Annotated in this window: 8 protein-coding genes; 7 read left to right on the forward strand and 1 reads right to left on the reverse strand. The window is 68.2% G+C overall.

Annotated features, from left to right (window positions below):
• Positions 1–1,969: glycosyltransferase family 39 protein (locus tag VN461_03330; protein HXB53788.1), on the forward strand; the 1,969-nt coding region annotated here is incomplete at its 5' end.
• A 129-nt stretch (positions 1,970–2,098) separates the two neighbouring features.
• On the opposite strand, the gene VN461_03335 is transcribed toward VN461_03330, so the two are convergent.
• On the reverse strand, positions 2,099–4,936 hold the full coding sequence (locus VN461_03335) for a TonB-dependent receptor (GenBank protein HXB53789.1): 2,838 nt from the start codon (positions 4,934–4,936) through the stop codon (positions 2,099–2,101).
• 218 nt (positions 4,937–5,154) lie between these two features.
• Here VN461_03335 and VN461_03340 point away from each other — a divergent pair, with 218 nt between their 5' ends.
• The 6 genes from VN461_03340 to VN461_03365 all read left to right on the forward strand — a co-directional run.
• Entirely contained in the window at positions 5,155–5,541 is a 387-nt protein-coding gene (locus VN461_03340; GenBank protein HXB53790.1) for a helix-turn-helix transcriptional regulator, read from the forward strand.
• Entirely contained in the window at positions 5,538–6,230 is a 693-nt protein-coding gene (locus VN461_03345) for an ImmA/IrrE family metallo-endopeptidase (protein HXB53791.1), read from the forward strand. The genes VN461_03340 and VN461_03345 overlap by 4 nt, the downstream gene beginning before the upstream one ends.
• A gap of 116 nt (positions 6,231–6,346) precedes the next feature.
• Positions 6,347–6,670, forward strand: coding sequence for a hypothetical protein (locus tag VN461_03350; protein HXB53792.1), 324 nt, complete (start codon positions 6,347–6,349; stop codon positions 6,668–6,670).
• Positions 6,671–6,674: 4 nt separating this feature from the next.
• Entirely contained in the window at positions 6,675–9,983 is a 3,309-nt protein-coding gene (gene mobF / locus VN461_03355; protein HXB53793.1) for a MobF family relaxase, read from the forward strand.
• A 17-nt stretch (positions 9,984–10,000) separates the two neighbouring features.
• The gene (locus VN461_03360) at positions 10,001–11,950 is read left to right on the forward strand and encodes a type IV secretion system DNA-binding domain-containing protein (protein ID HXB53794.1); all 1,950 of its coding nucleotides are present in this window, start codon (positions 10,001–10,003) and stop codon (positions 11,948–11,950) included.
• 76 nt (positions 11,951–12,026) lie between these two features.
• Positions 12,027–12,734 (forward strand): hypothetical protein (locus tag VN461_03365; GenBank protein ID HXB53795.1); only part of this gene is annotated, 708 nt, incomplete at its 3' end.

A 12,734-nucleotide genomic window follows, 5' to 3' on the forward strand; every position in this document is an offset into this window, starting at 1 on the left:
GCGTGAGGGGTCGCGGGTGGGTATCGCGGGGGAGGCGGGAATGCTGCAGCCCTGGCACCACCGCGCGAGCCCGCCCAGAATAGAGGTCATGGGCCGTCGCCTCTCCCTCCTTCTTCTCGTAAGCGGTGCGCTCGCCCTCAAAGCCACCGTGCTCTACGAACTCCGCGACCACCCCCTTCTCCAGCCGACGGGAGTTCTGGACAGCGCGGCCTATGTCCGCCTCGCCGAACAGGTAGTGGGGGGGGACTACGCACTCGGATCGGATGTCTACTACCTGTCGCCCTTCTACATCTACTTCCTGGCAGCCCTATTTGCGGTCTCCGGAGGCTCCCTCCTGGTCGTCAAAGCGGTGCAAGTCGTCCTCGGAGCGCTGGCCGTCGGTCTCGTCTTCGCGACCGCGCGCCGCTGGGGGGGAGCGCGGGCGGCGTGGATCGCGGGGGTGCTGGCCGCGGGGACGGGGGTGTTCACATTCAACGAGGTGCTCATCCTGCAATCCGCGCTCGACCCTTTCCTGACCACGCTCGCGCTCTACCTCTTGAGCCGCGCCCTCTCCACGGGGTCGGGGTGGGGCTTCGCGGCCACGGGCTTGGCCCTGGGAGCCTTCGCGCTCAATCGGCCCAACGCGCTCGCCTACGCGGGGGCGCTGGTCGTGTGGCTCGGGGTGCGGAGTGGAGGACGTGAGTGGCGGCGGGCCCTGGCCCTGGCCTGCGGGGTCGCCATCCCTCTTGCTCCCGCCGCCGCGCGCAACGCGGTTGTCGCCGGGGACTTCGTCCTCATCTCCTCCCACGGCGGCCTCAACTTCTACATCGGCAACAACCCCGAGGCGGACGGAACCTACCACCGTGTGCCAGGGATCACGCCCTCGATCGAAGGGCAGGAAAAGGACGCCCGCCTCCTGGCCGAGAGGGCGCTCGGGCGGCGACTACGCGCCTCGGAGGTGTCCGCCTACTTCTACGCCCGCGCCCGGGATTGGATCCGCGAGCATCCGGGCCCCGCACTGCGTCTGCTCTTTCGGAAGATCGCCTACGTCTTCAACGCGACCGACCTCTCCCTGAACTACAGTTACGCGTTCTACAGCCGAGACGAGCCGACCCTGCTGCGCTTCTTGGTCATCGGTCCCTGGCTCCTGGTGCCGCTGGGACTCTGGGGGCTCGCCGCCCTTTGGCGACGGGTCCCCGGCTTCCCGCTCTGGGCCTCTTTCGTGCCGCTCTACGCGATTTCCGTGGCGGCGTTCTTCGTGTCCTCGCGTTACCGGCTTCCCCTCCTCATCCCTCTCTGCGTGGGAGCGGGAGCGGCCGTGGATAAGCTGCTCGCGCTTGTTCAGGAGCGCCGGCCGCGGGCCCTGGTGGGGCACTTGGCCGTGCTCTCGGCCCTGGCCCTCTTCACGAACTGGGATTTCGGCCTCGACGACGGCCGGTCGCAGGAGCGGACGGAGATGATCCTGTTCCTGGTCGATCACGGTCGCACCGAAGAAGCGAGGGCCCTGCTCGCGAAGACCGAGCCCACGCATCCCGAGAGGGGCACCCTCTACTATCGAACAGCGTCCGCCCTGCGCGAGCGCGGCGAGACGGTTGCGGCCCGAGAGGTTCTTGGGAAGGCGGGCCCCGCCGATGCCGGCGAGAGCGCCGTCGCCTTCGGTGCCCTGGCCCTGGACCTCCAAGATGCGCCGCTCGGGGAGAGGTTCCTGAGAGGGGCGGTGGCTCGGGCGCCGCGGTCGGCGGAGGCCCGCGAGCGCCTCGGGCTCGCCCTCGCCTTACAGGGTCACGGCGGAGACGCGCTCGCCGAGCTGGAAGAGGCGTGCCGGCTCGATCCGGCCCGGGCCAGCGCCCACCTCAACCTGGCCGTCGTGCTGGCCCAGGAGGGGCGGCTTGCCGAGGCCCGCGCCCACGCCCGGGAGGCGCTCCGCCTCCAGCCCGACTATCCCCAGGCGCGCGGTCTGCTCAGAGAACTCGACCATGCAGCGCACTAGACAGGTGGGTCTGTGCCGGGTGAGACAGCAGATCTCCCAAGCGCGGGCCGCCGCTATCTTGTTCTCGGCCTTAGTGATAGGTGGGGGAGCCCCTCAGGCCGGACCCCCCACGGGTTCCTCAAGACGCGGCTAGAAGCTCAGCATGGCCGAGAGCACAAACTGTCGCGGTGTGGCGTAAGTCGTTGGTGTCCCAAAGAGGGGGTTGGGATTCTTGTACGGAGCGAAATAGGGCGCCGACAAGACGGGCAACGGAGCGGGGGGCCGGATCGTGTTGAGGTCCGTGAACTCCGTCTGATTGACAGTCAGCACGGTCTGGTTGTTGAAGACGTTGAAGAGGCGGCCCTCCACAAGAACGCTCGCCCGCTCGGACACCTTGATCCGGTAAGAGGCGAGCAGGTCGACGTTGGCCCAGGTCGGGTTGCGGTGCGACCCGGCGGGCTCGAGGTAGTTGCAGCCACACCCTTCCCAGTCGGCGGCGCGGGCGTTCCAGGGGGCCCCGCTCTGGACCCGCAGGTAGCCGCCCAGGTTTAGGGCACTCGTGGGAAGGTAGTTGACGAAGAGTTTGACCAGGTGCGGCCGGTCCTGGCTCAGCGGCCCGTAGCGGAACGGGTCTTGCACGAAGACACCCGGCCCATCCTGGATGAAGGAGGACGTGTTGAACACGGCGCCGGACGAGTAGTCGAGGTCGAAGTTGCCCTCGAACTTGCTGTAGGTGTAGCTCAGGTCGGTGCTCCAGTTGTTCGCGAGGCGTCGCTTGAGCTCGACCGTGAAGGCCTGGTACTTGCGCTGGGCCTGCGCTCCCTGGCAGGCCACGAAGGTGGTGCAGGGCAGGTTCGCGGCCGCGTAGGGAGAGCTGTCGGGCAGGGCCGTGGGCAGGTCCTCGATGAAGTTCTTCGTGTTGCGGTGCATATAGAAGAGGTCCAGCGACCAGTCCGCACCAAGGGGGGTGGCGTAGCCGCCCAGCCACTCGTCGTCATAGGTCGGCTGCATGTTCTTGTCGATCAGCTTGCCCGTCGTGGAGGCGCGGGGCAGGTCCGAGATGAGGGCGCCGGTCAGGGCGTTGAAGCGGGCCTCCCGCTGGAAGATGCGCCGCGGGGCCAGGGAGCGCCCGCTCGACTGCTGGTCCATGTTGTAGTAGCGACCGAAGTGGGCGTAGAGCTTGTCGCCCTTGCCTTCCCGGACGTTGAAGTTGAGGCCCAGCCGCGGCTGCACCTCGTCGCCGAAGCCGAAGCGGAGGAACGTGCAGCGGTCGCCGCTGGACTCGAAGACGGCTGCGCCCCCCGGCTGACCGTCGACGGTGTTGGCCGGGGTCGGACAGCCCCCGCTGCCGGGCAGGTTCTGCGCGTACTCGTCTCGGTTCAAGAGGACGCCCAGGTTCAGAGTGAGGCGGGAGCTGGCGGTCACGGTGTCCTGGGCGAAGATGGACCACGTCCGTCCCTGACCGAGCTGCGCGGGCTGCGTGAAGTAGTAGCGCGCCCGGATCAGGGGCGTGCCCGAGACCGTGAGCTTCGAGAGCTGGCCCCAGCCGTTGGTCGTGCGGAGTAGCTCTTCTTCCCCGAACTCGAATCCCGCGCCCACCTTGAGCTGATGGCTGGTCTTGCCCAGGTCGAAAAACTGGCTGAAGGTGCCCCGCACCTCGTGGCGCCGGTAGTCCTGGGTGTTGGCGTACTGGTAGGCGCCGACGTTCAGGTTCGCTTGGCTGGGGTCGGTATATTGCCCCATGGCGGCCAGGTTGGTCGGATTCCAGGTCGGCAGGTAACCGAGGTTCGTGACCGGGGTGGACTCGTTCTTCTCCTTCATATAGAGGTACTTGACCTCGAGGTTCGAGCGGTTGGTGGTGAAGAACGTGTAGGTCGCGGTTGCGACCCGGGTGCCGTTGTCGTCGGTGTTCCCGACCGCGGGGGAGTAAAACGCGGGCGTCGAGCTGAGGTCGCCATTGGTGTGGTTCGGGCGATCGCGGAAGCTGACGTTGAGGAGGTGCTGGGGGCTGGGCGTGGCCGTGATCTTGCCGTAGATCTCGTGGCCGTCGGTCACGAGATCGGGCAGCGGCGTGCCCACCTGGTTGATGCGGTCGCCCTGGGTCGTCTTGAAGTAGCGGCCGGACGCGTACCAGAAGACCTTGTCCTTGATGATGGGGCCACTCAGGCTGACAGCTGGGTTCAGGTAATCCGACTGCTGGATGCCGAAAGCGGCCGCGCAGGTGGGGCAGTTGCTGTCTTGGGGTTTGGAGGAGAGTCCTTTGGGCCGATACTCCATGCGGGCGGCGCCCGAGAGCGTGTTCGTCCCCGATTTGCTCACCGCATTCACCACGAAGCCGGCCGACCGGCCGAATTCGGCGGTGATGGCGCCCCGTTTCACGTTAAACTCTGCGATGTCCAACTCGTTGATTTCCGTGGACAAGTACCCGAAGCCAGGGTTCGTGATGTTGACGCCATCCATCAGATAAGTGTTGTCCTGCCGGCTTCCGCCCGCGGCGGGGGCGAAGCTGTCGTTTTCGGGCACGCCCGGTATGAGCTGGAAGAGCCCGGTGTAGCTGCGCGGTAGGGGCAGGTTGCGGATCACCTCCGAGGTGTAGTTGAAGTTCACTTCCGTGGACTTGAGGTCCACGGTGGGGGCCTCGGTGGTCACCGTTACTTCCTCCGTTACGGTCGGGGAGAGGACGAGCTCCACCTGGACGTCTACGTCGACCAAGACACGGACCTCGCGGGCGGCCTTGCCCAACGCGGTCATCGTCGCCTCCACTCGGTAGACGCCCGGGATCAGACGCGGGAAGACGTAGGCGCCGTTCTGTGTGGTCACGGTCTCGCGGCCCGCAGGAAGCTGGGGGCCGGAGACGCGGACGGCCGCGCCCGGCAGTACCCCCCCCTGCGAGTCCTTGACCACACCCGAGATCGAGCCGTCCTCGCCCGCTTGGAGCGCGGTTGCCGCCAGAAGGAACAGGGCGACGAGCGAAATAGTCCGACGCATGGCCAGCCTCCTTGGAGCAGGGGAACGCTTGGGCCGCATTCTACCCGCGGTCACACTGTGGTCAAGGACTTTTCACTCGGGTCGAGGCCGGAGGCGCTGCTCCTATAGCCAATGGTAGTGGGCCGTGTTGATGCGTGAGTCGCTCAGTGGGCCCGCTCGCAGGAACCTACGGTCTTCTCCCGGGAATGGCTTGACACTCGTTCGCTCCTTTTGCGAACATGCCCAAGATGCCGTCCACCTCGGAGAGGGCGACCCTGGGGAACGAGATCCGCCGCTTCCGCCTGAAGTCGGGGATCACCTTGCGGAAGTTCGCGCTGAAGGCTGGGATATCCGCGGCCCACCTCTCCGACATCGAACACGACCGACGCCACCCTTCCGCCGAGGCCCTGGCCCGGATCGCCGCCGCCCTCAAGCACGTGGGCGTGACCTACCAGGCCCTCGACCGCCTGCTGCCGCGCCTGGAACCCGAGATTCAGGAATGGGTGGCGGAGACGCCGGAGGTGCGGCACATGCTGCGCGCCGTCCGGGAGTCCCGGCGGAATCCGCGGGAAGTGCTCAGGGACATTGAAGAGATGCTCAAGCGCCAGAAGGGCAATCGACGATGAGGAGGTCGCGAGACCCCCGGAGCCCCTGGGGTGTCCGGCTTTGGTTCGAGGACGCGGAGTTTGACCAGATCATGGACGGGGTGCGCCGACGGGCAGGCGAGGTCTACGCCGAGGGTCGGGGGGTGGATGTCGAGGAAGTCCTCATGAAGGTCTATGGGATCGACCCTGACTATCTCGAGCTGCCACGCGGCGTTCTCGGGCGAACGGTTTTCTGCGCGAACGGCGTCGTCGACGTCCACTTGAGCCGCGGCCTCTCGGAGCGAGCGGAGAAAAGCCGGGTCGCCCGGCAGCGCCTCCGGAGCACGATGGGGCACGAGTGCGGGCACGTCGCTCTCCACCGCGACCTGCAGCTCGGCGCTCCCGGAGTGGCCCCGACGGAGGCTCCTGCGATCCTGTGTCGAGCCTCGGCCTTCAAGACGGAGAGCAGACGGGCGGGACAGTGGTGGGAGTACCAGGCCAACCGCGCCATGGCCAGCCTTCTCATGCCAAGGGACCTGACAAATGGGGCCCTATCCAGGATCCTCCGGGCGCGCGGGGACGAGAGCCTAGAGAAGGCGCTGGAAGTGGAGCGCGGCGCCGACGTCCTGAAGGAGCTCTCCCGCATCTTCGACGTCAGCTTCGAGATGGCGCTCTACCGTCTGGGTGACCTGGGTCTTCTCCCCCGGCCCGCTCCCGGCCCCTCCGCCTAACCACCCGTAGATTTTCCGCTTTGGCTTCGGACCCCGTCTGTCCGCTCCGTCTGCTAACACTAGCGGCATCGATGGCGCTCCCTTCAGAGGGAAGCGCCGAAACAGGAGGTTGAAGTATGTTGCGCGACCATACGCTCAAGGTCAGCCTCGACGCTTTCCAGGCGGCGCGATTGACCCTCCGGGCCGAGGAAGCGGGCACAACGGTCAGTGCCTACATCGCGGACCTCATCGCAGAGGACGCGGAAAAGGGACTGGCGGACGCCCTGGCTGCTGAACAGCTTGAGATACAGCTCTTTACGGCGATCCTGGTCCGGACGGTGTTGGCCGGGGCCAGGGGCGAGCCGGAGGTCCGGAGGCTCACAGAGCGGGCAAGGGAGAGGGCCATCGAGCAGGCGAGGACCGTCTTGGCCGATCTGCGGGCTTCGGGGCCCCGAGGCTGAGCCGTTGTTCCACGGCTCCCGTTGCCTCACCGTCGCCCAGGCAAGCGAGTACTACCTGCAGGAGTACTCGCGGGACGACCACGCGCGTGGCCCCCGCGCCGAGGTCGCGGGGGTTTGGCTCGGCCGAGGCGTGGAGAGCCTCGGACTCAAAGGGCCGGTCCAGAAGGCGGACTTCGTCGCCCTCCTCGAAGGCAAATCGGGGGCCGGTTCCCAGCTCGTTCAGAGCCAAGTTGGGACCGGGAAGCATCGAGCGGGCTGGGACTTCGTTTGCTCCACGGACAAGAGCGTCTCCATTGCCGTCCTCGTGGGCGGCGACGAGGCCGTCTTGGAGGCCTACCGAAAGGCCGTCCTGAAGGGCTTTTTGGAACTGGAGCGGTTCGCCCAGGTGGACCAAGTGCATCACGGGCTCCGGCGCAAGGACACCACCGGCTCGATGGTCGCGGCGAGGTTTGAGCACAAGACCAACCGGAAGGCGGACCCCCACCTGCACAGCCACATTTTTGTGATGAACATGACTCAAACGGGCGAGGGGTGCTGGCGGGCCCTCGTAGAGCGCGAGGTGTTCGGGGCCCTCCCTCTGGCGACCGCAGTTCATAGAGCAGAGCTAGCTCGGCTCCTGGGCAAGCTCGGGTACCGGGTTGTCGTGCGGCCGGACGGCAGAGTAGGGATCGACGGCCTCACCAAGGAACAGCTCGACCATTTCTCCCGGCGGAGGAAGGAAGTCGAGGCCTACCTTTTGAAGCATGGCCTGAGCGGCCCCAGAGCGGCGGAAAGGGCGGCCTTGAACACCCGCGAGGCCAAGGCACGGGACGTGGACCCCGCGGCTCTCCTCGCATCTTGGAGAGAGCGTGCGCGCAACCTCGGGATCGACCTCCGGGGGCTCCAGGAGAGGTACTCGGAAGTTCGAGTCGTCTCTGCGGAGACGGTGAGGTCGGCGGCCCGCGAGTCCGTAGCCTTTGCCCTGGCCCACGTCTCCCAGACGCGTGCCGTCTTCCAGGAGCGTGAGCTCGAGGTCGCGGCCCTGAACCATGGCTTGGGTCGAATCGTGGTCGAGGATGTGCGGGCGGCCGTCCAAGAGCAGGAGGGCGTGATCCGCATGAGGGATTCCAGGCTCCCCAGCGATCTCTTGACGACGAGAGAAGCGCTCCGCCTCGAGAGGAGGACGATCGACCTCATGCGAGCGGGGCGGGACGTTGGCTTTGCCCTCCGGGGGTCTTTCCGACCCCCAAATGATCTGGGCCCCGACCAGGAGCGGGTTGTCCGCTTCGTGCTGGACGGCCGGGACCACGTCATCGGGTTACGGGCCCGGGAAGGGACGCGCAAGCCGTCCGCCCTCTCCGCCCTTCGGGAGGCCGCCAAAGGGTGTGGGTGGAGGGTGAGAGTCCTCTCGCCCGAAGGGCCGGCGACCAACCTGCTTCCCGATGCCGGCTTCGACGTCGCAGAGGGCGCGGGCGGGAGGGGCCACTCAAGCCCCCATCGGCCGGAGCTTTGGATCGTGGACAGCGCGGATCGCCTGAGCTCCAAGCTCGCGGTCTCCATCCTTGAGAAGGCGTCGCAGACGGGGGCGAAAGTGGTCCTAGTCGGGGATCCCCAGCGGTGCCACCCCGTGGAAGCGGGCAACCCCTTCGCCTACCTGCGTCGGGCCGGCCTGCGGACCCACGGCCTCTATCCCTCCGGCCGCCAGCAGGACCGCGTCCTCCGGAAGGTCGTCGCCCGAACCTCCGAGGGGAGGGACCCGGAGGCGCTCGCGGCGCTCGCGGACAAAGGCCGGATCTTCGAGATCGCGAACCCGAAGGACCGGCACCAAGCCATCGTGAACGAGGTCCTGAAGGCGCCGGAAAGCCTGGTCATCGTCGCCCGCAACGACGAGCGGATCCAGCTCAATCGCCTCATCCGGGAGGCGCTGATCGAAGCCGGGAGGGTGGAGGGCAGTGGCTCCCTCGTCCCCGTGGCGGTGAGCCGGGGCCTCACGGAGTCAGAAAAGGGTGAGGCGCGCAGCTACGAGGTCGGCGACCGGATTCGGTTCCGCGAACGGTGGAGCCGGCACGGGATTAAACGCGGTTCGGAGGGGCGGGTTCTGGCCGTCGACCTAGAACGCAACCGTATTGCCGTCCAAAGCGGTGACGGTCGCGTCTTCGAGTACGACCCCAGACGCTGTCCTTCGGTGGAGGTCTCGGCCATCGAGGCGCATCACTTTGCCGTCGGCGACCGGGTGCAGCTTGGGGCCCTCCGCAAGCCGAGGGCGGCGAGCGGGGAGTTCGGGACCGTCAGGAGCCTGGATCCGGGCCGCATCCACATCCTCCTCGACAGCGGGCGCCGGACGAGGCTCCGCCGGGGGGAGGAGCCCCTGCCCCTCAATCACGCCTACGCCATCGCGTCTCCGCGGGAGCTTGGGAAAACCGTGGATCGGGTGCTCCTATCCGTGGACACGTCAGGGCCCCCCGAACTTGTCAACCGGGAGCTGTTCTTTTTCTCGATCGCGACCGCGAGGAGGGAGGCGCTCGTCTTCACGGACAGCCAGAAGGACCTCGCCGCGGCCGTGGGCCGCCAGGCGGACGGGAGCCCGGGAGCGCACTCGATGCGCAGGAGAAGACTAAGAGGGAAGTCGCGCGATGAAAGACATGGACTTGAGCTTGGACGTCCCCGACTCGAAGACGGCCCTCGCGCCGGCATCGACGCCGACCGGGCGAACGGAGGGCCGAGAGCGGGCGTGGAGCGAGGAGACGGAGAGCCTGGAGGCCCTCTACCGCTTGCTGATCGACAAGGAGCAGCGGCTCCTCACGATGCTAGCCGAGCAGGAGAGACGGCTCGACGCGCAGACGGAGCGGGACAAGAAGCTCGCGGGCCTGGTCGCCCCCAGCGAGCAGCGACAGCAAGCGCGCTACGCACGGCTGAACGAGTTTCTCCGGCGCGTGATGGAGCGGACCGAGCAGGCGGCGACCGACGTGCTCGCCCGGGCGGAAGCGGCGGCCGAGCAGCTAGGCGAGCGAGTACTTCGGGATACGGAGGCGTGGAGGCGGGAGGCGGGCCGCGGGCTGAGAGTTCTCATGGCGACGATCGCGCTCCTGATGATGCTTCAGACCGCGATCCTGGGGTTGGCGCTTTGGCAGTCAGCCGGGGAGCGCGGCGGGAGCCCGCCCCGCGTTCAGGATCCGAGCCCGACCGTCCCCGCGCGAGGACCGGCAAGCCCAGCCTGCCCCCTCTGAGCGGGGTCCTTGAGCGGGTGCGCGCTCTCGAAAGACAGGACGACGAGCGGGCGCCCCGTCCCCAGCGTGCACCGAGGGTCGACCGCGAGTTCGAGCGCGACCGGTAGGTCTTAGAGAGGCTAGCATGCGGACATCCCTTCCACGTCCCTATCTCGGTTCCTTAGCTGCGGTGCTGCTGGCGGCGGTCGGGTTCCTGGTGACCGCCTGGCCGTGGCGGATCGCCTACAACCGGCCTCTGCTCGTGGTGCTCACCCTCATCCTCCTTCTCCCCATGCTGCGGGTCCTCCTTGTCCTGAGCGTGGGGCGTGCCCGTCTTCTCGTGAGCTTCAAGCTCTTCGGCCTCCTCCTCGGAAGCCGCGGGCGCCGTTGGCTCACGCGCGCCCTTCTCTTGGCGGCGATCCTCGCCGGTCTCGGGCCGCCCCTGTTCCAGCGGGAGCGTTTGGAGGGGGAGACGGGCCGGAGCGCGGTCGCTCCCGGGGAGTGGGAGGCCAAGGCCGCCCATGCGAGTCCTTTTCTCGCCACGTTTCTGCTCGGCTTCGTGGGTCTGGCGGGCGCTGCGTTTGCCTTGGGTCGGCTGCAACGGCTGGGGCGCCCCCGCCGGAGGAGCAGCGGAGATGCTCACTTCGAAAGGATCGATCGGGAGTTTGGCCGAAGGCGCGACGCCGTCGGGGCTCTCCTCGTGAGGCGCCGCGAGAGCCGCGCCGCCCGGCGCGGCTTGGTCCCCTCCTTGACCCCAGCCTCCACCCGCTTAGCCTTCCTGACCTGGGACCAGCTCAGCCGGCACCTCCTCGTCGTGGGAGCGAGCGGGGCTGGCAAGACGACCGGCTTCTTCAACCACCTGATGCTCTCCGCCACCGTGCCCTGGGTCTATCAGGACCAGAAGGCCGAGCTCCCTCTTCGGGAGCAGTTCCCGGAGCGGCCCGTCTGGGGCCTCGACACCCGGGGACAGCGCACGCGGAGCGGGGTCTGGAACCCCCTCGACGAGATCCGGGGTCCGGAGGACGTCGACGTTCTCGCCGCCCTCCTCTTCCCGGATCGTCCGGGCGACCAGAACCTGTGGGTCGTCCGGGGGGCCCGCCGGATCTTCGGGAGCCTCTTGAAGCTCGAGCGCCACGACTCCCTTCAGTCGCTGGCCTGGAGCCTGGAAAACGAGCCTGCCGATGCGCTGGCGGGGCGTCTCCGCGCGGGGTCGGCGGCGACCCTCGCCGACCCGCGGACGCGGGGACACTATCTGAGCGAGCTACTCGAGGTCCTGGGCCCGTGGACCTCCTCCCGCATCGCCCGCGTCACGCAGGGCCGCAGCACCGTGAGCCTGGAGGCCTTCACCACCCGGGGGGGATACGTTCTCGGCAACGAAGCCGAGCAGGAGCTGCGGGGGCCGGTCACGACCTTCTGGGGGCTCCTGTTCCATCGTCTGCGGAACCGCCCTCCGGGCGTGGCCCCGCTCCTGCTCCTCCTCGACGAGTTCGGGGATGCGGGCCGGATTCCCCACATGGCCCAGGCCCTCGCCCTCTATCGCGCCAAGAACGTGTCCCTGGTGGCGGGGATCCAGAGCTACGCCCTCATGGAGAGCGTCTATGGCCGCGAGTGGAAGGCGGTGCGCGACGGCTTCGCGACCACGTTCGTCCTCACCGCCAATCTCGACCCCGGCCTCGCGGGGAGGCTCAGCCGGGAGCTCGGCCGATTCACGCGCGGCCGGGCCGCCTGGAACCTGGCCGCCCATCTGAGCGCCCAGGGACCATCCCTCGGACCGAGCCTGGGCATCGGCCAAGAGATCGGGGTCGACCTGGTCTCTCGCGACGAGTGGGGCCGCTGGGCCGACGCCCGGGCCTGCCTTGTCCGTGCGGCCCGGCCCACCTGGTGGGTGCCGTGCCCGATCGAGATCGGGGCCAGTTCCAGTAACGCCGCGGAAGAGGTGCCGGAGGCCGATTGGCGGGCCGCGGACGCCCGGCGCCTAGGGGCCCTGCGGCCGGCGCACACCGCCGGCACGTCACCCTGTGTCCAGGGTGGAAGCGTCGGCGAAGGACCGAGTCCCGACGGCGAGTCCTCACCCGAGCCCTGGAGCGTTTTTTAGGGAAACCGCATCCCCACGCTCCACCCGCTCGCGCCCGTCCGTTGACACCCGCGACCCAGGGGTCGTAGGGTGGACCATGGCAACCCGGCAGCCGGCGAGTCGGTCCGCCACGCTTCTCGCCCTCGTCCTCGGGGCCTGTGGCAGCTCGGGCTCCTCCAGCTCCGGCCCCACCTCTGCGGGCCCGGGAGGAACGCCCGCGGCCGGGGGCAGTCCGACCCTCCAGGGGTGTCCGGTCTTCCCCGTGGACAACCCCTGGAACCGCGACGTATCGGGGGACCCCGTGGACCCCCGCTCCGACGCGTACGTGGCGGGCATGAACGGCGGCAGCCGATTCCTGCACGCCGATTTCGGAAGCGACCCCACCTACGGGATCCCCTGGACTACCGTCCCCGGCAATCAACCCCGGGTGCCCATGTCCTTCGACTATGCCGACCAGAGCGACCCCGGCCCCTACCCGTTCCCCCCCGATGCCCCCGTGGAGGCCGGGGGGGACAGCCACGTGCTCGTCATGGACCGCGATGCCTGCAGGCTCTATGAGACCTTTGACTCTCACTATCAGGGATCGGGCTGGCACTGCGGCTCGGGGGCGATCTTCGACCTCCGCTCGAACGGCCTCCGCCCGGACGGCTGGACGAGCGCCGATGCCGCGGGCCTGCCCATCCTCCCCGGCCTCGTGCGGCGGGACGAGGTGCTAAAGGGAGAGATCCGGCACGCCCTCCGGTTCACTGTCGACCGCACGCAGCGGGCGTATGTCCACCCCGCCACGCACTTCGCGAGCGACGAC

The organism is Vicinamibacteria bacterium, assembly GCA_035570235.1.
Taxonomy (GTDB): Bacteria; Acidobacteriota; Vicinamibacteria; order Fen-336; family Fen-336; genus DATMML01.